Genomic DNA, 19,828 nt, shown 5'->3' with positions numbered 1-19,828 from the left:
CTAGTGACGATCTAAATACAGCCGACAGAGCAGTGATTTGTGTTCACTGTAACTAACCGACATTTTGGTCGTATCTCGTATCTCGTATCTCGTATCGCGGATACAAAAAAGCCTCGCAATAGCGAGGCTTTGAAAATCTTCTGCTCTTAACTAGAGAGCATTAACGCAAGGTCTGAATTACTTCAGCATACCTTCGTTAGAGTTCTCACGAACGTGCTTAAGAATAGACTTAACACCACGTGCGCTTGAAGCAACAACATTACCAGACGTCATGTAATCAGTGCCGCCAGCAAAGTCAGTCATGATAGCACCAGCTTCACGAGCGATTAGATCGCCAGCTGCTAGATCCCATGGCTTAAGGCCTAGTTCTAGGTAACCGTCAACACGGCCAGCTGCTAGGTAACATAGGTCAAGAGCTGGAGAACCAGTACGACGGAAATCAGCACAATCAACGAATAGACCAGAGATGATCTTCATGAAAGATTCAGAGTGTTGTTTTTGCTTGAATGGGAAACCAGTCGCTAGAACAGTACCTTGAAGGTCTTTTAGTTGAGTAACACGCATACGAGCGTTGTTAAGTTGAGCGCCAGCGCCACGTTGAGCTGTGAATAGCTCGTTTAGCATTGGGTCATAAACACAAGCAACTTCTGTACGACCGTTCATGCGAACAGCGATAGATACAGAGAAGTGAGGGAAACCTTTTACAAAGTTGTTGGTGCCATCTAGTGGGTCAACGATCCATTGTACGTCAGAATCTTTACCTTCAGTTAGGCCTGACTCTTCAGAAATAATGCTGTGCTCTGGGTAAGATGATTTGATTGTCTCAATGATCATGTACTCAGCTTCTTGAGCAATGTTAGTAACGTAATCGTTGTTACCTTTTAGAGACGATTCGATCTTATCAGTTGTTTCTAGAGATTTAGCAATATGGTTGCCAGCTTTACGCGCAGCGCGTATCGCAATGTTTAGCATTGGATGCATATGGTTTTTCCCACAAGATGTTAAAGAACAGTTTAAAGCGGCGGCGAGTATACCAAAGTTTCCCCAAAAGGGAAGTGGTTATTTTTTGAACTTTTGATTTCACATTCCGAGAAGGGTCTGACCATTTTACTTAGCTATGTGTTAATATCTCGCGATTATTTTTAAAGTGGTGTCATATAGCATGTTAGACAATGTAAAAGTCGTTCTGGTTGGTACGTCTCATTCGGGAAATATCGGATCAGCAGCTCGCGCAATGAAAGTGATGGGTTTGAGTCAGTTAGTTCTTGTAGACCCTCAATGTGAAGTTGACGAGCAGACCTTAGCACTGGCTGCGGGTGCAGGTGACATCGCGGAAAACGCGACCATCGTTTCTACACTGGATGAAGCAGTAAAAGACTGTGGTTTGGTGGTTGGTTCGAGTGCACGCTCTCGTACGCTTGAATGGCCAATGCTTGAGCCGCGTGAATGTGGACAAAAATTTGCAGTTGAAGGTCAAAAGCACCCTGTAGCGTTAGTGTTCGGCCGTGAGCGTACTGGCTTAACCAATGATGAACTTCAGAAGTGTCATTTCCATGTATGTATTCCTGCAAACCCAGAATACAGCTCACTAAACCTAGCAATGGCAGTACAGACTCTTAGCTATGAAGTGCGTGTAGCACACCTTGATATGGTGGCGAGCCAGTACCAGCCGCAGCAACAAGATGAGTACCCTCGTCACGAAGAACTAGAAATGTTCTATGAGCACCTTGAAAAAGTGATCATTGATACCCAATTTATCTCTAAGGATAAGCCGGGTCAGGTGATGAATAAGCTACGTCGTTTGTTCAGTCGAGCTCGTCCAGAGCTGCAAGAGATCAACACTCTACGCGGCATTTTGACTTCAATTGAGAAGAGCAAAAACGACAAATAAAGCCCATGCAAACCCTAAGGGTGAATACCTGACTAAAATAGTCAACTAAATACTTGACCAATTTAGTCGGGTATGGGAAAATTCCAACCACATAAACAATGTGGATACGGTGTGATATGAAACTTACATCTAAAGGAAGATATGCGGTAACAGCTATGCTAGATGTAGCACTGCATTCGCAAAAAAGCCCAGTTCCTCTGGCTGATATTTCAGAGCGACAAGGCATCTCGTTATCTTACTTAGAACAACTTTTTTCTAAGTTACGTAAAGCTGGCTTGGTTGCTAGTGTTCGTGGTCCTGGCGGTGGTTACCGTTTAGGTGCTGAAGCGAGCGACATCGCTGTCGGAACTGTAATTGCTGCAGTTGACGAATCAGTCGATGCAACTAAGTGTCACGGTCGAGCAGATTGCCAAGGTGGTACTCGTTGTTTAACTCACACTTTATGGCGTGATTTAAGCTCCCGAATCAGCAGCTTCTTAAACGACATTACGCTCGGTGAGCTAATGAAAGATAACGAAGTTTTAGAAATTTCTGATCGTCAAGATATCGATCTTGCGGTTAATAATGGTTTTGCACATAAAAATACGAGCACTACAACGATTAGTGCAGCACCTCACGGTGTTAATGCCCGCTCTTAGCGGTCAGTTTTTACATTGGAGTAGAAAATGAAACTGCCTATTTACTTTGACTATTCAGCTACATGCCCAGTCGATCCACGTGTTGCTGAAAAAATGGTTCAGTGCATGACGATGGACGGTAACTTCGGTAACCCTGCATCTCGTTCACACCGTTACGGCTGGCAGGCAGAAGAATCAGTAGATAATGCTCGTGAGCAAATTGCCGATCTACTAAATGCAGACCCACGTGAGATTGTTTTCACGTCAGGTGCTACAGAGTCAGATAACCTTGCTATCAAAGGTGCTGCGCACTTTTACGAGAAGAAAGGTAAGCACGTAATCACGTGCAAAACAGAACACAAAGCGGTTCTTGATCCATGTCGCCAATTAGAGCGTGAAGGTTTTGAGGTGACATACCTTGAGCCAGAAGCAAACGGCATCATTGATCTAGACAAGCTACAAGCTGCAATGCGTGAAGATACTGTTCTAGTTTCTATCATGCACGTAAACAACGAGATTGGTGTAATCCAAGATATCGGTGCAATCGGCGAATTATGTCGTGCACGCAAGATCATCTTCCACGTTGATGCAGCGCAGTCTGCGGGTAAAATCCCACTAGACGTAAAAGAGATGAAAGTTGATCTTATCTCTATGTCTGCACACAAAGCATACGGCCCTAAAGGCATCGGCGCTTTGTACGTTCGTCGTAAGCCACGTATTCGCCTTGAAGCGCAAATGCACGGTGGCGGTCATGAACGTGGTTTCCGTTCTGGTACGCTTGCTACTCACCAAATCGTGGGTATGGGCGAAGCGTTTGCTATCGCTAAGCAAGACATGCAGAAAGATTACGACCACGCACTAGCACTTCGTGAGCGCCTATTGAAAGGTGTTCAAGATCTAGAAGCAGTAACCGTAAACGGCGACTTAGACCAACGTGTACCACACAACCTAAACGTGAGCTTCGCTTTCGTTGAAGGTGAGTCTCTGCTTATGTCTCTAAAAGACCTAGCGGTATCATCAGGTTCTGCATGTACATCAGCAAGCCTAGAGCCTTCATACGTTCTACGTGCTCTTGGTCTGAACGATGAACTGGCACACAGCTCAGTACGTTTCTCATTCGGCCGTTTCACAACGGAAGAAGAAATCGACTACGCGATTGCACAAATCCGTGTAGCGGTAAACAAATTACGCGACATGTCTCCTCTATGGGATATGTATAAAGAAGGGATTGATTTGAACACTGTTGAGTGGGCTCATCACTAATCTCACGGAAATAGAGGATTCGAGGTAACTATCATGGCATATAGCGAAAAAGTAATTGATCACTACGAAAACCCACGTAATGTAGGTTCGTTTGATAAAGAAGACCCAAGTGTAGGTAGCGGCATGGTTGGCGCACCGGCTTGTGGTGACGTAATGAAACTGCAAATCAAAGTATCTGCAGAAGGTATTATTGAAGACGCAAAATTCAAGACTTACGGTTGCGGTAGCGCAATCGCTTCTAGCTCACTAGTAACTGAGTGGGTTAAAGGTAAAAGTATTGATGAAGCAGCTGCTATTAAAAACTCTGAAATCGCAGAAGAGCTTGAGTTGCCACCAGTGAAAGTTCACTGTTCAATTCTTGCTGAAGATGCAATCAAAGCAGCTGTTGCGGATTACAAAAAGAAGCACTAATCGCTTCAATACTGTAATTACGTCGACAAAATAAGTAATATTTGGGAGCACCCTTTGTGCTCCCACCTGAGTTCTCAATTTATATAAAACACAAGGTTGTAGTATGGCCATCACCATGACAGATACGGCAGCAAGCCGAGTTCAAGCTTTCCTAGATAACCGTGGTAAAGGTCTCGGGTTACGCTTAGCAGTAAAAACTACTGGCTGTTCGGGTATGGCGTATGTACTGGAATTCGTTGACGAGCTTAACGAAGAAGACGAAGTGTTCGAGCACTCAGGTGTTAAGGTCATCATTGATCCAAAGAGCCTAGTATACCTAGACGGTACTGAGCTTGATTATGTAAAAGAAGGCCTAAACGAAGGTTTTGAATTCAACAACCCTAACGCGAAAGGCGAGTGTGGTTGTGGTGAGAGCTTCAATGTTTAAACGCTTGAATCGTTAAGCGTTGTAAGCGAAGAATAAAATTAGGCTCTGAACAAAGAGCCTAAACTTAGGACCACCTTTACATGAATCATTTCGAATTATTTGGGCTACCACTTCAGTTTCAACTGGATGGTAGCCTTCTTTCTTCTCAGTTTAGAGATCTGCAACGCCAATTCCATCCTGATAAATTTGCGATAGCTTCTGAGCGTGATCGCTTATTAGCCGTGCAAAAAGCGGCACAAATCAATGATGCGTACCAGGTATTGAAAAATCCAATCAGCCGAGCAGAATACCTGTTGGTTCAACACGGAGAAGACATTCGTGGTGAACAACAAACCATGCAAGATCCTATGTTCCTGATGGAGCAAATGGAACTGCGTGAAGAGCTGGAAGACATCGCAGACAGTTCTGATCCTGAAGATGCGCTATTTGCATTTGAAGGCAAGGTTAGCAAAATGTATAAACAACAATTAAGCGCTATCCAACAAGAACTCGAAAGCGAAGCTTGGCTAGAAGCAGCAGACCGAGTAAGAAAGCTTAAGTTTATTGCAAAATTAAAGAATGAAATCGAATTAGTTGAAGATCGTTTGATCGACTAGTTTGTATAACAAGGACACATCCATGGCACTACTTCAGATTGCAGAACCAGGGCAAAGCGCCGCTCCTCACCAGCATAAGCTTGCTGTGGGTATTGATTTAGGTACAACAAACTCGTTGGTTGCTGCAGTACGCAGTGGCGAGGCGAGCACGCTCGTTGATCAACAAGGTCGAAGCATTTTACCTTCCGTTGTTCACTATACGTCAGAGTCGTACACCACTGGCGATGAAGCTCGTGCTAACGCGCAGACTGACCCTAAAAATACCATTATCTCAATAAAGCGATTAATCGGTCGCTCACTGTCGGATATTCAACAGCGCTACCCGTCTCTGCCATATCAGTTTGAAGAAAGTGATAATGGTTTGCCTGTGATTCGCACAGAGCAAGGCAACAAAAACCCAATTCAAGTATCAGCAGACATTTTGCGAGCGCTCGGTCAACGTGCTGAGTCAACACTCGGTGGTGAGCTAGCTGGTGCAGTAATTACCGTTCCTGCGTATTTTGATGATGCACAGCGTGCTGGTACCAAAGACGCAGCGCAACTGGCTGGTCTTCACGTGTTACGTCTTCTTAATGAACCTACTGCGGCAGCGATTGCTTATGGTTTGGATTCAGGTAAAGAAGGGGTAATCGCCGTTTATGACTTGGGTGGTGGTACGTTTGATATCTCTATCCTACGCCTATCTAAAGGTGTCTTTGAAGTATTAGCAACCGGTGGTGACTCTGCATTAGGCGGAGATGATTTTGACCATTTGATTGCAGAACATTTCCAAGAGCAAATAGGCCTATCAGCGCTAACGGCAGAACAGAACCGTATTCTTTTAGACGCAGCAACAGAAGCGAAGATTGGCTTATCTGAAGCTGAAAGCGTTGATGTTGACGTGCTGGGTTGGTCTGGCTCATTAACTCGTGAAGAGTTCGAAGAGATCATCAAGCCGCTAGTTAAGAAAACGCTACTTTCGTGCCGTCGTGCACTGAAAGATGCGGAAGTTGACGCGGAAGAAGTTCTGGAAGTGGTTATGGTTGGCGGTTCAACTCGTACCTTACTTGTACGTGAAATGGTCGGTGACTTCTTTGGTCGTACTCCATTAACCAGCATTAACCCTGATGAAGTGGTTGCGATTGGTGCGTCGATTCAAGCGGATATCTTAGTCGGCAACAAGCCTGACTCTGAAATGCTGCTACTGGACGTTATCCCTCTGTCTCTTGGCATCGAAACCATGGGTGGCTTGGTCGAAAAGATCATCCCTCGTAACACCACGATCCCAGTTGCTCGCGCACAAGAATTTACCACGTTCAAAGACGGTCAAACTGCAATGACAGTTCACACCGTGCAAGGCGAGCGTGAGATGGTTGATGACTGTCGTTCATTGGCTCGATTTGCTCTGAAAGGCATACCGCCAATGACAGCAGGTGCTGCGCATATTCGTGTCACTTACCAAGTGGATGCGGATGGCCTGCTATCGGTTACCGCAATGGAGAAGAGCACTGGCGTTCAAGCTGAAATCCAAGTTAAGCCTTCTTACGGCTTAAGCGATAACGAAGTGGCTAGCATGCTGAAAGATTCGATGACGTTTGCAAAAGAAGACATGCAAGCGCGTGCTCTTGCTGAGCAACGCGTAGAAGCGGATCGCGTTATCGAAGGCCTTATCGCAGCAATGCAAGCTGATGGTGACGAGCTACTTGATGATCAAGGCAAACAACAACTTGTTCAAGCGATTGAAGCACTGATTGAAGTGCGCAATGGTGACAATGCTGATGCCATTGAACTAGAAATTAAGAATACCGACAAAGCGAGCCAAGATTTTGCTTCTCGTCGTATGGATAAATCAATTCGAGCTGCACTGTCAGGTCAGTCAGTCGATAATATTTAATAGTTAGAGAATAGATAAACATGCCAAAGATTATTGTTTTACCTCACGAAGATCTATGTCCAGAAGGCGCTGTTTTAGAAGCAAAAACTGGTGAGACGGTTCTTGATGTTGCATTGAAGGCCGGTATTGGTATTGAACACGCATGTGAAAAGTCGTGTGCATGTACTACATGTCACGTTGTGATTCGTGAAGGTTTCGACTCATTAGAAGAGAGTGATGATCTAGAAGACGACATGCTAGATAAAGCATGGGGCTTAGAGATGGAATCTCGCCTTGGTTGCCAAGCTAAAGTTGCTGATTCGGATCTTGTTGTAGAGATTCCAAAGTACACATTGAACTTAGCTTCTGAAGAGCATTAAGAATTCAGCTCGACTAAACGTGTTAGTAAAACTGGCATAGAATATAAATCATTAAGATGACAAATCGTCGCTGATAAAGATAAGGAAGTGTTATGAGCTTGAAATGGATTGATTCGCGAGATATTGCGATTGAGCTATGCGATTTATACCCGGAGACGGATCCTAAAACCGTACGTTTTACGGATTTGCATCAATGGGTGCTAGATCTTGAAGATTTTGATGATGAGCCGAATCACTCGAATGAGAAAATTCTAGAGGCCATTATATTGTGCTGGATGGATGAGATGGATTAATCCTCTTGTCTAATTATTTGGTTGCAGGTTGGTATCAGTCCAATATAAACGCAGCCAAGTTAACAATTTTCACTAAAAAAAGCGGACCTTATGGTCCGTTTTTTTATCAAAATGACATTTTCATCCTACATAATGCTAACATCAGTGCGCTAATGAAAAATAATCAGAATCACACACTCAAAGTGGTTCATGACAAGGAGAAATCATGTCTACACAGATGTCAGTATTTTTAAGTCAACAAGCTGCCCAGCCTCAGTGGGGAGCAAGAGCTATTTTATCGTTCTCAGAAGCGGGAGCGACAATTCACATTGGTGAAGGCCACGATCTAGGCGCGGTTCAACGTGCAGGTCGTACGCTTGACGGACAAGGAATCGCATTGGTTTCACTTAGTGGTGAAGGTTGGGATCTAGAAAGCGTTTGGGCTTTCTACCAAGGCTACCGTGGACCAAAGAAAAAGAATGCATTGGAATGGGATGCGCTTTCAGAAGCCGATCAAACTGAGCTTGAAGCTCGAATTCGCGCGACTGACTGGACGCGTGACATTATCAATAAAACCGCTGAAGAAGTGGCACCTCGTCAACTCGCGACAATGGCTGCTGAATACATCAAGTCAGTGGCTCCAGCTGGTACAATTAAAGCGAAAATCGTTAAAGACAAAGATCTACTAACCGAAGGTTGGGAAGGCATCTACGCAGTAGGCCGTGGCTCTGAGCGTACTTCTGCAATGCTTCAACTGGACTTCAACCCAACAGGTGACGAAAACGCACCCGTGTTTGCTTGTCTAGTGGGTAAAGGTATTACTTTTGACTCAGGCGGTTACAGCATTAAGCCTGGTCAATTCATGACAGCGATGAAGGCTGACATGGGTGGTGCAGCGACTATTACGGGTGGTTTAGGCCTAGCGATTGAACGCGGTCTGAACAAGCGCATTAAGCTTATCCTATGTTGCGCAGAGAACATGATCTCGGGTCGTGCATTGAAGCTTGGCGACATCATTACTTACAAAAATGGTAAGACTGTCGAGATCATGAATACCGATGCGGAAGGTCGTTTAGTTTTAGCTGATGGCCTGATGTTCGCAAGCGCTCAGAATCCAGAGTTGATCATCGACTGTGCAACGCTAACAGGCGCGGCTAAAAATGCACTAGGTAACGACTACCACGCACTATTAAGTTTTGATGATGAGTTATCTCACCAAGCGCTAACGGCGGCAAACCAAGAGAAAGAGGGCTTATGGCCACTGCCTCTTGCTGATTTCCACCGTGGTATGTTGCCTTCAAACTTTGCTGATCTTTCAAACATCAGCTCGGGTGATTACACACCGGGTGCAAGTACCGCTGCTGCGTTCCTTTCTTACTTTGTAGATGACTACAAAAAAGGTTGGATTCATATGGATTGCGCGGGTACTTACCGTAAGTCAGCGAGTGATAAATGGTCGGCAGGCGCAACGGGTATGGGTGTTCGCACACTGGCTCGTCTTCTTATCGACCAAGCAAAATAATAATAAGAGTGAGCGGTATTTCGATGCCGCTCATTCAAAAAATTGAGATCGAAAGATTTCAGCAATTTCAGTCTTTAATAACAAAAAAATGAAGTAAAGGAACCCCTATGGCTCTAGAAAGAACGTTCTCAATTGTTAAGCCGGATGCAGTTAAGCGTAACCTTGTTGGTGAAATCTACCACCGAATTGAAAAAGCAGGCCTAGAAATTATTGCCGCTAAGATGGTTCGTCTTACTGAAGAGCAAGCGAGTGGCTTCTACGCAGAACACGAAGGCAAAGAGTTCTTCCCAGCTCTAAAAGAGTTTATGACTTCTGGTCCTATCATGGTTCAAGTACTTGAAGGCGAAAACGCGATTGCTCGTTACCGTGAACTTATGGGCAAAACAAATCCAGAAGAAGCGGCATGCGGCACTATCCGTGCTGACTACGCAATCAGCATGCGTTACAACTCAGTACACGGCAGTGATAGCCCTGAATCGGCGGCTCGCGAAATCGAATTCTTCTTCCCAGAATCTGAAATTTGCCCACGTCCAGCTGAATAAGCAGACAACAGCAAATATCAATAAAGGCTTCACTTCGGTGAGGCCTTTTTCGTTTCTGGTGGATTGTGGAAAAAGAGGTGTAGTGAAAAGCGAGATTCCAGATACTTCGTTCCTCAGTTCTGGAATGACGGGCTTTGAGGAATTCATAACCTGATGGCGATGAATAGTGAGAGCCACAACCTCGTGCTAAGTATTGTTGAACTGTTGGCGATTATGTACGTCATTCCCGAAAGCGACGAAGGAGCGTAATCGGGAATCTCGCTTTGAATCGACCAAACTTAAGCTGGTCAATTTTATTGTGTAAATTTTAATCGCTTAACTTTGAATGTCTTAATAAACACAGGGTTTTACAGTGCTTGTTGAAGTTGCGTAAAGCCTGTACAATTCGCGCCCTTAATTATTGTTCCGTCATTGAGAGGCATCATGACCACAGCTAAAGTCAATCTACTCGATTTTGATCGTAAAGGTCTTCGTAAATTTTTCACAGAAGAACTGAATGAGAAAGCGTTTCGAGCAGAGCAAGTGATGAAGTGGATTTATCACTTCGGTGTCGATGACTTCGAACAAATGAACAACATCAACAAAAAATTACGCGAGAAACTGCTGCATCGCTGTGAGATTGTTGCCCCTATCGTTTCTGAAGCTCAGCACTCAGCAGATGGCACAATTAAGTGGGCGATGAGCGTTGGTGACCAAGACGTTGAGACTGTATACATCCCAGATGGTGATCGTGCGACGCTATGTGTATCTTCGCAAGTAGGTTGTGCGCTTGAATGTAAATTCTGCTCTACGGCTCAACAAGGCTTCAACCGTAACCTGAAAGTTTCAGAGATCGTTGGTCAAATCTGGCGTGCAGCACGTGAAATCGGTTTAGAGAAAGAAACGGGTCGTCGTCCAATTACTAACGTCGTAATGATGGGTATGGGTGAACCTCTATTGAACATGAAGAACCTAATTCCATCATTGGAGCTGATGCTTGATGATCTGGGTTTCTCACTGTCTAAGCGTCGTGTAACAGTATCAACATCTGGTGTTGTTTCTGGTCTTGATCAGATGACAGATAACATCGATGTAGCTCTGGCGATTTCTCTACACGCACCAAACGATGCACTACGTAGCCAAATCATGCCAATCAACGACCGTTGGGATATCCAAGACTTCCTAGCATCGGTTCGTCGCTACATTGCTTCTTCAAATGCTAACCGCGGCAAAGTAACGGTTGAGTACGTTCTATTGGATCATGTGAATGATGATATGGACCACGCTCGTGAACTTGCTGAGCTAATGAAAGATACGCCTTGTAAGATCAACTTGATTCCATTTAACCCTTATCCGGGGTCGCCTTATAAGAAGCCAAGCAACTCTCGTATTGATCGCTTCCAAAAAACGCTGATGGAATACAACTACACAGTTACGGTTCGTAAAACTCGTGGTGATGATATTGATGCCGCATGTGGTCAGCTGGTTGGTGATGTTATTGATAGAACCAAGCGTACTAAAATGCTGAAAGCCGCCTCTGAAGCTAACTTGATCGCAGGTGATGTGATTCAAGTAAAAGCGGTTTAAATACCATTTAGATCTAAACAAGCCAGAAGGATTCCTTCTGGCTTGTTGCTTTTCTGGAAGGTGAATTTCCAATAATTGGATTTTTTCCCCACGCTTTCTTACATTTTTCGTTAAATTTTGGACAAAACCATGAGCTGACGGTAAATTTTGTCGAAAGTGTTTTTGCCTTGTAATGGCATTAGCTTATGATTAAATAATCTTAAATTAATTTAAGTGCTCGCTTGTTACCCGATAATCGTCAATGTGTCTATTTAGGTTGGCTACTTGATAAACTAGCTTCCTGAGAAAATCGCTCACCAACAGCGTGTGGTTTTCTACTTTAAGGGTTGATGAACTGGGTTGCAGGAAAAATTCCACATAGTAGGTTGTAAGATTGAGCTTAAACGAAAATAAAAAATGCTCTCATCAACCTGCGATAATTATTTAGAAGTTCACTCTCTATGAACACAGAACACGAAATACAAGTACAACCGAAAGAAACTGTCGCTCCAGCAATTGAAGCGGGAACGCTGCTCAAAAATAAACGAGAATCTCTTGGGTTAACACAAAAGCAGATTTCTGATCGTTTGAAGTTGCGCGTTACGCTTATCCAACAAATTGAAGAAAACCAATTCGAGTCAGATCAGGTCGCCACCTTTATGCGTGGTTACATCCGTTCATACGCGAAATACGTGAATCTTGATGAAAAAGTGGTGTTGAACGCGCTTCATCATTCTGGTGATGCTCAACATCAAGAACAAGAAATGCTGAGTTTTTCTCGTAAGACAAAAACAGAGAAGCATAACAGCCGTATTATGATCCTCACATGGAGCATCTTTGCTGTGATTGCGGGTATCTCATCACTTTGGTGGTGGCAGAACCAGCAGCAAGACACCTTATCTCAATCTCTCGCCAACACAGAAAGCTCAGAAGAGCTTGTGGTGGAAGAGTCTCTAGAGCCAGAATTTACGTCATTAGAAGTGATTGAAGCCGAGCAAAACAGTGCGCAGCCTTCAGCGACTGAAAGTACGGATGAACTTGCAGTGGTTAGCGCGGCTGAGGCTTCAGAGAATATTGAGCAAGCAGAACAGACACAAGACGTTGCAGAGGTTACCCCTGTAGCGGCTGAATCAGAGACAGTGACGCCTGAACCTGTAGCCAACGAGCTAGTGATGCAGTTCTCTGCAGACTGCTGGATCCAAGTTAAAGATGCGGCAGGCAAGACTTTGTCGACTGGCATCAAAAAAGCAGGTCAGTCGTTAAATCTATCAGGAACTGCGCCATATAAAGTGATTCTAGGTGCGCCAGAAGGCGTATCGATGACATTTGCAAGTGAACCTGTCGACCTTTCTGGGTATACTTCAGGCAAAGTAGCTAGAATAACCTTACCTTAGAGTTAATATGCAACACGAATCTCCTATTATTCGTCGCAAATCAACCCGTATTTATGTGGGTGATGTGCCGATCGGTGATGGTGCACCAATTGCTGTGCAATCCATGACCAACACAAGAACAACAGATGTAGCCGCGACCGTTGCTCAAATTCGAGCTCTGGAAAAGGTTGGCGCTGATATCGTTCGCGTATCTGTACCGACTATGGAGGCCGCTGAAGCCTTTAAGCTAATCAAGCAGCAGGTCTCTGTTCCTTTGGTTGCTGATATTCACTTCGACTACCGTATTGCCCTTAAAGTGGCAGAGTACGGCGTTGACTGTCTGCGTATCAACCCAGGTAACATCGGTAACGAAAGCCGTATCCGCTCAGTTGTTGATTGTGCACGTGATATGAATATTCCGATTCGTATTGGTGTTAACGGCGGTTCTCTTGAGAAAGAGATCCAAGAGAAATACACAGAACCTACAGCAGAAGCGCTTGTTGAATCTGCAATGCGCCACGTAGATATCCTAGATCGTCTGAACTTTGATCAATTCAAAGTCAGCGTTAAAGCTTCTGATGTATTCCTAGCTGTCGGTTCTTACCGTTTGCTTGCCAAGCAGATTGATCAACCTCTTCACCTTGGCATTACCGAAGCGGGTGGTGCGCGTGCAGGCTCTGTGAAGTCAGCGGTAGGTTTGGGCATGCTGCTTTCTGAAGGTATCGGCGATACCTTGCGTATCTCGCTAGCGGCGGATCCTGTTGAAGAGATCAAAGTTGGCTTTGATATTCTTAAATCTTTGCGTATTCGCTCGCGTGGCATCAACTTCATTGCGTGCCCGAGCTGTTCTCGCCAAGAATTCGATGTTATCAACACTGTTAACGCCCTTGAAGAACGCTTAGAAGACATAGTGACTCCAATGGATGTCTCTATCATCGGTTGTGTCGTTAACGGCCCAGGTGAAGCTGAAGTGTCTCACTTAGGCCTTGCGGGTAGTGCACGTAAGAGTGCCTTCTATGAAGACGGTAAGCGTCAGAAAGAGCGTTTTGACAACGATGACCTTGTCGACAAACTTGAGGCTAAGATTCGTGCAAAAGCGTCAGTGCTTGATAAAGCAAATCGCATTGATGTAGAAAACTTAGAAGATTAATACAACGCGATGGGGTGTGATTGTCTATTCGCACTCACACCTGGTCGTGAGAAATTACGGAATAAATACTGTGGCTAAAAATATCCAAGCAATTCGAGGCATGAACGACTGCCTTCCAACTCAATCACCACTGTGGCAGAAAGTAGAAAGCGCAGTTAAAAGTGTGGTGAGCGCATACGGTTACAACGAAGTACGTATGCCTATCGTTGAAGAGACGAACCTATTTAGCCGTGCGGTTGGTGAAGAGACAGACGTTGTTTCTAAAGAGATGTACACCTTTGATGACCGTAATGGTGACAGCCTAACGCTGCGTCCAGAAGGCACTGCAGGTTGTGTACGTTCATGTATTCAAAACAGCCTTATTAACCGTGATGAACAGCGTCTATGGTACATGGGCCCAATGTTCCGTCACGAGCGTCCTCAAAAAGGTCGTTACCGTCAATTCCACCAATGTGGTGTGGAAGTATTTGGCCTAGACGGTCCAGACGTTGACGCAGAACTTATTATGATGACAGCACGTCTATGGCGTGAGCTAGGTATCGATAAACACGTTCGTCTTGAATTGAACTCAATCGGTTCTCAAGAAGATCGCGTAAGCTACCGTACTGCGTTAGTGGCTTTCCTTGAGCAACACATTGATGTGCTAGATGAAGACTGCAAACGTCGCATGCACACTAACCCTCTACGTGTACTTGATACTAAGAACCCGGATGTTCAAGCTATCTTAGGTGACGCACCTCGACTATCTGAATATTTAGGTGAAGAATCGAAGCAACATTTTGCTGGTTTGTGTGAACTTCTTGACGCTGTTGGTATCGAATACCAAGTTAACGAGCGTCTAGTACGCGGCCTAGATTACTACAACCGCACCGTATTTGAGTGGATCACAGACAGCCTTGGTGCTCAAGGTACAGTATGTGGCGGTGGTCGTTACGATGGTCTTGTTGAACAACTCGGCGGCAAAGCAACCAATGCTGTTGGCTTCGCTATGGGTCTAGAACGTCTAGTCCTTATGATGGAAACGCTAGAGCTTACAGAAGTTCGCCGCAGTGTTGACGTATACATGGTTGCTGCTGGCGAAGGTACTATGATCGCGGGCATGCAGTTAGCGAATCAATTACGCGATAACGTTGAAGGCGTACGTGTGATGAACCACTTCGGTGGTGGTAACTTTAAGAAGCAATTCAAACGTGCTGACAAAGTAGGTGCTGTTGTGGCGTTAGTACTTGGTGAGAACGAAGTTGCTGACAATACAGTTGTGCTAAAAGATTTGGTTGGCGGCGAGCAACAAACCGTGTCTCAAACGGAAGTTGCAGAAAAAGTTGCGGCGTTAATCTAAGCCATTGAGCAAACGCTCATCATGAATATCAACGTCAGCACTATGCTGGCGTTTAAAGAATTAAAGAGGACAGGAAGTGGAACTTTACGATAGCGAAGAGCAACAAGTTGAAGCCATTAAAGATTGGTGGAAAGAGAACGGTAAAGCCGTAATCTTCGGTGCGGTTATTGGTTTAGGTGGTCTATTTGGTTGGCGCTATTACCAAGATTCAGTCGTTGAAGCGCGTGAAGCCGCTTCAGAAAGCTACACCTCTGCAATTTCAGCTCTAGATGCTAAAGGCGTTGATGCTCAATCTGATATTCAAGCTTTTATCGACGCTAACAAAGACGCTGAGTACTCGGTACTTGCTGCTATGCAATTAGCAAAAGCGCAAGTTCAAGCGGGTGAGCTTGCAGCAGCACTTGAACAGCTTGAGTGGGCACAATCGGCAACTAAGGATGCGGCACTTACGCCACTACTTACTTACCGTGCCGCACGTATCAAAGCAGAGCAGGGTGAATTTGACGCTGCATTGACTGATCTTGAAGCGATGACTGACGAATCTTGGAAAGGTCGTGTTGCTGAACTGCGAGGTGATATCTCACTTCGTAAAGGCGACACAGATGCGGCTTACAGTGCTTACTCTGAAGCTCAACAAGCTGCTGATGCGAGCCAAACGCTTCAAATCAAACTTGACGACCTAGCTAAATAAGGCGCTTTGAATGAAGAAGATGTTTCCAAAAGTGGCGTTGTGTGCGATTGCTCTTGGCCTGCTAGCGGGCTGTGCAAGTGAAGAAGACACCGTAATCATGGCGCCAGTACCAACGGTAAACAGCGAGTTCACTCCTAGTCAGGAATGGTCTACGTCGGTTGGTGATGGTGTTGGTCACTACTTTTCAAAACTAACGCCAGAATTGGCTTACGACAAAGTATTTGTTGCGAGCCGTGAAGGTATGGTTAAGGCGCTTGATCCTGAAACAGGTAAAGAGCTTTGGAAAGTCGATCTTGAGAAAGAAGTACTGGCTCGTTTATCGGGCGGCTTAACGGCAGCTTACGGCAAGGTATTTGTTGGTTCTGAAAATGGCGAAGTGATCGCGATGGACGAATCAACTGGTGAAGAGCTGTGGCGTGTCTCAGTGAATGGTGAGGTGCTTGCATCCCCTGCAACTGAAAGCAACATGGTTATTGTTCATACCAGCCGCGGCATGCTGACCGCGTTAGATCAAGAAAGTGGTGAGCAAAAATGGACCATCAGTACTGAAGTACCAAGCCTAACACTTCGTGGCGATAGCTCACCTGTAGCTGTTTCTGGTGGTGTTTTCTGGGGTACAGCGAATGGTCGTTTAGCCGCAGCTATCGTTGATCGTGGTCAGCTTATTTGGCAACAACCAGTAGGTACACCAAAAGGCGCAACGGAAATTGATCGTTTGGTTGATGTGGATGCGTCACCGGTTGTTCTTGGTGGAACCCTGTATACCGTCGGTATCAATGGTCAGTTGATTGCAATCGATCTTCGTTCTGGCAAGCCAGTTTGGAAACGTAATTACTCGTCAGCGATTGATTTGGCAAGTGATGGCAGCCGTTTATTCGTTGTGACTGACAAAGACCATGTGGTTGCGGTTGATGCGCGTAGTGGTACTGAACTGTGGAGCACTCCATTGTTAGAAAACCGCTTACTGACAGCACCTGCTATTATTAATGGTTATGTAGTTGTTGGTGATACGGAAGGTTATCTGCACTGGTTAGATCGTTCATCAGGTGAGTTTGTAGCTCAACAGTTGGTCGATGATAGCGGCTTTGCGGTTGCGCCAATTGAAATGCCTCAAGGCTACTTAGTGACGACTCGCAATGGCGATGTAAAGAAACTAACGATTAGCCAATAAAAGCGTGATATAATTCACAGTCGGCTCCTGGTTGGTAACAGCTAGGAGCCGTTTTGTTGTTATAAATTAATAAACCGTGTGGTTATAGGTAAGAGTTTAAACTTGCGATCAAGTGCTTACCTATAACTACATTTAGAGAAGAAATTGTAGAGGTTGTTATGGTACCTGTTGTTGCTCTAGTAGGGCGTCCGAACGTAGGTAAATCTACGTTATTTAACCGATTGACTCGAACTCGTGATGCATTGGTTGCGGATTTCCCTGGCTTAACGCGTGACCGTAAATACGGTCATGCTCATTTTAGCGAGCATGACTTTATTGTTATCGACACTGGTGGTATCGACGGTACCGAAGAAGGTGTTGAAACTAAAATGGCTGAACAGTCGCTAGCGGCGATTGATGAAGCTGATGTCGTTCTATTTATGGTAGATGGCCGTGCGGGTCTAACACCTTCAGACGTAGCTATTGCTAAGCACCTTCGTCAACTAGAAAAGCCTTCAATGCTAGTAGTAAACAAGGTTGATGGTATCGACCCTGATGCTGCAAGTGCTGATTTCTGGCAACTAGGCGTAGAAGACATGTACCAAATCGCTGCAGCGCACGGTCGTGGTGTAACTGCGTTGATTGATCTTGCTCTAAACCCATTCGCTGAAGCGTTAAAAGCTGAGAATGGCGAAGTAAGCGATTTAACTGAATTTGAAGACGAAGAAGAAGAGCAAGTTGATTTCACTGAAGAAGAAGCGGAAGAAGAATTCAAGCGCCTTCAAGATCAACCGATTAAGCTAGCGATCATTGGTCGTCCTAACGTAGGTAAATCAACACTAACTAACCGTATTCTTGGTGAAGAACGTGTTGTTGTTTACGATATGCCAGGTACAACTCGTGACTCTATCTACATTCCGATGCAGCGTGATGAGCGTGAATACGTTCTGATTGATACTGCGGGTGTTCGTCGCCGTAAAAATATCAATGAAACAGTTGAGAAGTTCTCAGTGGTTAAAACACTGAAAGCGATTGAAGATGCTAACGTTGTATTACTGCTTATCGATGCTCGCGAGAACATCTCAGATCAAGATCTAAGCTTGTTAGGCTTTGCGTTGAATGCTGGTCGTTCAATTGTTATTGCCGTAAACAAGTGGGATGGCCTAGATAACGACGTTAAAGATCGTGTTAAGAAAGAACTAGATCGTCGTTTAGGTTTCGTTGATTTCGCGCGTATTCACTTTATCTCTGCACTTCACGGTACTGGTGTTGGTCACTTGTTTGAGTCTGTTCAAGAAGCTTATAAGTCAGCAACGACTCGTGTTGGTACTTCTGTTCTAACTCGTATCATGAAAATGGCAACCGATGATCACCAACCGCCTATGGTTCGTGGCCGTCGTGTGAAACTCAAATACGCGCACGCTGGTGGCTACAACCCACCGATTATCGTTATCCATGGTAACCAAGTACGTAACTTGCCAGATTCATACAAACGATTCTTGATGAACTACTACCGTCGTTCACTAGAAATTATGGGTACACCTATCCGCATTCAATTCCAGAACAGCGAGAACCCATTTGAAGCTAAGACAACCAAGCTGACAATTTCTCAAGAACGTAAACGTAAGCGTATGATGAGCATGGTTAAAGGTCGTAAGTAAACCTTTCCAATAGATTTGATACCCGAGCCTGTCTCGGGTATTTTTTTAAGCAAAATTCACGTTAAGCCATAACTGCACCTTTTCGTATCGCTATGGCTTAACGAATCAGACTAGATTCCAAAAGAAGAATGATATGGCCATTAGCGATTTGAATACACCTGCGACATCCATGAAACCAACAATAGTCATCACACCAACCATCACTCAATTTTGTCATCAAACTTGGCTGCTCAATGCAAAAGCGGTGTACGTTGAAAGTGACGACAGCAAAACTCACTTGATCACTGACGTGACACCTTTCCACCCTGTGAGTCATATTTGGCCCGATCACCCAGCAGACCGAGGTTTTGTCAGCGTAGGTGGTGAACAGTATATTGTTGAAGATTGCCTTGTTGGTGCAATAGAGCAATCTACTGGAAATCTTTATATTGCAGCAGATATCCCTGTTAAGCGTGATACGGAAGGGTGGGCGTTTGTGGTTGTCCACCAACTACCTGTATCAGCTTCTATGATTAACATGGGCGATGAAATTGAGTTGTCGGTTGATAAAGAGCACCAAGCCAGTTTGAGCCGCGGTCATAGTGCCGGACATATTGCTTTCTTAGCCTTGAATAAAGTATTGGCTGAGAGTTACTGGCGTAAAGATGCAGACAGAAAAGATCCATTCGGCAGCTATGACTTCAATAGCTACGCACAGGTGACTAGCTTTGTGACTCCAGAGTTGTGTACCGATAAGTATCGTTTAGGTAAAACCTTGAAGAAACGCGGTCTGAACGTGGCTGACATGCTAACGAACCTTGATGGCATTGAGGCCGACATCAACCAGATGATTGCAGGCTGGCTTGTTGAATCGACTCTTGTAACGATGAGACTAGAAGGTGAGGCGTTAACAGACTCTCGCTACTGGGAATGGCAGCTAGATGACGAGACTTTAGTTTCTATTCCGTGTGGTGGTACTCACATTGATAATACGTCAGAACTTAAGGCATTATCGGTTAAGTTAACCCAATTAGATGATCAACATATCGAAATGCAGACGTGTGTATCTCGATGATCTCAATTAAAGATCGGAAATAGATTATTCTGATCTGTATGTGTTTTTATTTTTAATTTGGTTTTATATGTCACTTGAAATTGAAATGCAGC

At 44.8% G+C, this 19,828-nt stretch carries 20 protein-coding genes; 19 read left to right on the top strand and 1 reads right to left on the bottom strand.

Annotation, left to right across the window (positions count from 1 at the left end; all coding sequences use genetic code 11):
- Positions 1-177: 177 nt before the first annotated feature.
- Positions 178-981, bottom strand: coding sequence for an inositol-1-monophosphatase (gene suhB, locus OCV44_RS11605; protein WP_009848284.1), 804 nt, complete (start codon positions 979-981; stop codon positions 178-180).
- Positions 982-1,162: 181 nt separating this feature from the next.
- Here suhB and trmJ point away from each other — a divergent pair, with 181 nt between their 5' ends.
- From trmJ to OCV44_RS11510, 19 genes are all read left to right on the top strand, one after another.
- On the top strand, positions 1,163-1,891 hold the full coding sequence (gene trmJ, locus OCV44_RS11600) for a tRNA (cytosine(32)/uridine(32)-2'-O)-methyltransferase TrmJ (RefSeq protein ID WP_004735091.1): 729 nt from the start codon (positions 1,163-1,165) through the stop codon (positions 1,889-1,891).
- A gap of 116 nt (positions 1,892-2,007) precedes the next feature.
- The gene (iscR, locus tag OCV44_RS11595; RefSeq protein WP_012603310.1) at positions 2,008-2,529 is read left to right on the top strand and encodes a Fe-S cluster assembly transcriptional regulator IscR; all 522 of its coding nucleotides are present in this window, start codon (positions 2,008-2,010) and stop codon (positions 2,527-2,529) included.
- 27 nt (positions 2,530-2,556) lie between these two features.
- Positions 2,557-3,771 (top strand): IscS subfamily cysteine desulfurase, encoded by a 1,215-nt coding sequence (locus tag OCV44_RS11590; protein ID WP_009848287.1) that lies wholly within the window; start codon positions 2,557-2,559, stop codon positions 3,769-3,771.
- Between the two features lie 33 nt (positions 3,772-3,804).
- Positions 3,805-4,182: a Fe-S cluster assembly scaffold IscU gene (iscU, locus tag OCV44_RS11585; RefSeq protein ID WP_004735094.1), complete on the top strand. Its 378-nt coding sequence runs from the start codon at positions 3,805-3,807 to the stop codon at positions 4,180-4,182.
- Positions 4,183-4,285: 103 nt separating this feature from the next.
- Positions 4,286-4,609 (top strand): iron-sulfur cluster assembly protein IscA, encoded by a 324-nt coding sequence (gene iscA, locus OCV44_RS11580; protein ID WP_004735095.1) that lies wholly within the window; start codon positions 4,286-4,288, stop codon positions 4,607-4,609.
- Positions 4,610-4,689: 80 nt separating this feature from the next.
- Positions 4,690-5,205: a co-chaperone HscB gene (gene hscB, locus OCV44_RS11575; protein ID WP_139684142.1), complete on the top strand. Its 516-nt coding sequence runs from the start codon at positions 4,690-4,692 to the stop codon at positions 5,203-5,205.
- A gap of 22 nt (positions 5,206-5,227) precedes the next feature.
- Positions 5,228-7,078 (top strand): Fe-S protein assembly chaperone HscA, encoded by a 1,851-nt coding sequence (gene hscA, locus OCV44_RS11570; RefSeq protein WP_139684141.1) that lies wholly within the window; start codon positions 5,228-5,230, stop codon positions 7,076-7,078.
- A 20-nt stretch (positions 7,079-7,098) separates the two neighbouring features.
- Entirely contained in the window at positions 7,099-7,437 is a 339-nt protein-coding gene (gene fdx / locus OCV44_RS11565) for an ISC system 2Fe-2S type ferredoxin (protein ID WP_017098073.1), read from the top strand.
- Positions 7,438-7,529: 92 nt separating this feature from the next.
- The gene (iscX, locus tag OCV44_RS11560) at positions 7,530-7,730 is read left to right on the top strand and encodes a Fe-S cluster assembly protein IscX (protein WP_017098072.1); all 201 of its coding nucleotides are present in this window, start codon (positions 7,530-7,532) and stop codon (positions 7,728-7,730) included.
- A gap of 205 nt (positions 7,731-7,935) precedes the next feature.
- Positions 7,936-9,231 (top strand): aminopeptidase PepB, encoded by a 1,296-nt coding sequence (pepB, locus tag OCV44_RS11555; RefSeq protein WP_139684140.1) that lies wholly within the window; start codon positions 7,936-7,938, stop codon positions 9,229-9,231.
- Between the two features lie 107 nt (positions 9,232-9,338).
- Complete coding sequence (gene ndk, locus OCV44_RS11550; protein WP_010440533.1) at positions 9,339-9,773, top strand: nucleoside-diphosphate kinase; 435 nt, start codon at positions 9,339-9,341, stop codon at positions 9,771-9,773.
- Positions 9,774-10,196: 423 nt separating this feature from the next.
- The gene (locus tag OCV44_RS11545; protein ID WP_009848292.1) at positions 10,197-11,339 is read left to right on the top strand and encodes a bifunctional tRNA (adenosine(37)-C2)-methyltransferase TrmG/ribosomal RNA large subunit methyltransferase RlmN; all 1,143 of its coding nucleotides are present in this window, start codon (positions 10,197-10,199) and stop codon (positions 11,337-11,339) included.
- 440 nt (positions 11,340-11,779) lie between these two features.
- Positions 11,780-12,712, top strand: a complete 933-nt coding sequence (locus OCV44_RS11540) for a RodZ domain-containing protein (RefSeq protein ID WP_139684139.1) — start codon at positions 11,780-11,782, stop codon at positions 12,710-12,712.
- A 7-nt stretch (positions 12,713-12,719) separates the two neighbouring features.
- Positions 12,720-13,841 carry a flavodoxin-dependent (E)-4-hydroxy-3-methylbut-2-enyl-diphosphate synthase gene (gene ispG, locus OCV44_RS11535; protein WP_086049997.1) on the top strand — a complete coding sequence of 374 codons (1,122 nt, stop codon included), beginning with the start codon at positions 12,720-12,722 and terminating at the stop codon, positions 13,839-13,841.
- Positions 13,842-13,911: 70 nt separating this feature from the next.
- Positions 13,912-15,180 (top strand): histidine--tRNA ligase, encoded by a 1,269-nt coding sequence (hisS, locus tag OCV44_RS11530; RefSeq protein WP_009848295.1) that lies wholly within the window; start codon positions 13,912-13,914, stop codon positions 15,178-15,180.
- Between the two features lie 76 nt (positions 15,181-15,256).
- Complete coding sequence (locus tag OCV44_RS11525) at positions 15,257-15,871, top strand: YfgM family protein (protein ID WP_139684138.1); 615 nt, start codon at positions 15,257-15,259, stop codon at positions 15,869-15,871.
- 10 nt (positions 15,872-15,881) lie between these two features.
- Positions 15,882-17,042 carry an outer membrane protein assembly factor BamB gene (bamB, locus tag OCV44_RS11520; RefSeq protein WP_139684137.1) on the top strand — a complete coding sequence of 387 codons (1,161 nt, stop codon included), beginning with the start codon at positions 15,882-15,884 and terminating at the stop codon, positions 17,040-17,042.
- Between the two features lie 158 nt (positions 17,043-17,200).
- Positions 17,201-18,682, top strand: a complete 1,482-nt coding sequence (gene der, locus OCV44_RS11515; protein WP_009848298.1) for a ribosome biogenesis GTPase Der — start codon at positions 17,201-17,203, stop codon at positions 18,680-18,682.
- 133 nt (positions 18,683-18,815) lie between these two features.
- Positions 18,816-19,736 carry an alanyl-tRNA editing protein gene (locus OCV44_RS11510; protein WP_139684136.1) on the top strand — a complete coding sequence of 307 codons (921 nt, stop codon included), beginning with the start codon at positions 18,816-18,818 and terminating at the stop codon, positions 19,734-19,736.
- Positions 19,737-19,828: the final 92 nt, after the last annotated feature.

The sequence above is a fragment of the Vibrio tasmaniensis genome, from assembly GCF_024347635.1.
Classification (GTDB): Bacteria; Pseudomonadota; Gammaproteobacteria; order Enterobacterales; family Vibrionaceae; genus Vibrio; species Vibrio tasmaniensis.
This window is presented reverse-complemented; position numbering and strand designations above follow the sequence as displayed.

What these genes read in the sequence shown, in the direction of transcription:
- suhB (WP_009848284.1), bottom strand. Translation starts at nt 981, where the DNA reads ATGCATCCAATGCTAAACATTGCGATACGCGCTGCGCGTAAAGCTGGC.
- trmJ (WP_004735091.1), top strand. Translation starts at nt 1,163, where the DNA reads ATGTTAGACAATGTAAAAGTCGTTCTGGTTGGTACGTCTCATTCGGGA.
- iscR (WP_012603310.1), top strand. Translation starts at nt 2,008, where the DNA reads ATGAAACTTACATCTAAAGGAAGATATGCGGTAACAGCTATGCTAGAT.
- OCV44_RS11590 (WP_009848287.1), top strand. Translation starts at nt 2,557, where the DNA reads ATGAAACTGCCTATTTACTTTGACTATTCAGCTACATGCCCAGTCGAT.
- iscU (WP_004735094.1), top strand. Translation starts at nt 3,805, where the DNA reads ATGGCATATAGCGAAAAAGTAATTGATCACTACGAAAACCCACGTAAT.
- iscA (WP_004735095.1), top strand. Translation starts at nt 4,286, where the DNA reads ATGGCCATCACCATGACAGATACGGCAGCAAGCCGAGTTCAAGCTTTC.
- hscB (WP_139684142.1), top strand. Translation starts at nt 4,690, where the DNA reads ATGAATCATTTCGAATTATTTGGGCTACCACTTCAGTTTCAACTGGAT.
- hscA (WP_139684141.1), top strand. Translation starts at nt 5,228, where the DNA reads ATGGCACTACTTCAGATTGCAGAACCAGGGCAAAGCGCCGCTCCTCAC.
- fdx (WP_017098073.1), top strand. Translation starts at nt 7,099, where the DNA reads ATGCCAAAGATTATTGTTTTACCTCACGAAGATCTATGTCCAGAAGGC.
- iscX (WP_017098072.1), top strand. Translation starts at nt 7,530, where the DNA reads ATGAGCTTGAAATGGATTGATTCGCGAGATATTGCGATTGAGCTATGC.
- pepB (WP_139684140.1), top strand. Translation starts at nt 7,936, where the DNA reads ATGTCTACACAGATGTCAGTATTTTTAAGTCAACAAGCTGCCCAGCCT.
- ndk (WP_010440533.1), top strand. Translation starts at nt 9,339, where the DNA reads ATGGCTCTAGAAAGAACGTTCTCAATTGTTAAGCCGGATGCAGTTAAG.
- OCV44_RS11545 (WP_009848292.1), top strand. Translation starts at nt 10,197, where the DNA reads ATGACCACAGCTAAAGTCAATCTACTCGATTTTGATCGTAAAGGTCTT.
- OCV44_RS11540 (WP_139684139.1), top strand. Translation starts at nt 11,780, where the DNA reads ATGAACACAGAACACGAAATACAAGTACAACCGAAAGAAACTGTCGCT.
- ispG (WP_086049997.1), top strand. Translation starts at nt 12,720, where the DNA reads ATGCAACACGAATCTCCTATTATTCGTCGCAAATCAACCCGTATTTAT.
- bamB (WP_139684137.1), top strand. Translation starts at nt 15,882, where the DNA reads ATGAAGAAGATGTTTCCAAAAGTGGCGTTGTGTGCGATTGCTCTTGGC.
- der (WP_009848298.1), top strand. Translation starts at nt 17,201, where the DNA reads ATGGTACCTGTTGTTGCTCTAGTAGGGCGTCCGAACGTAGGTAAATCT.
- OCV44_RS11510 (WP_139684136.1), top strand. Translation starts at nt 18,816, where the DNA reads ATGGCCATTAGCGATTTGAATACACCTGCGACATCCATGAAACCAACA.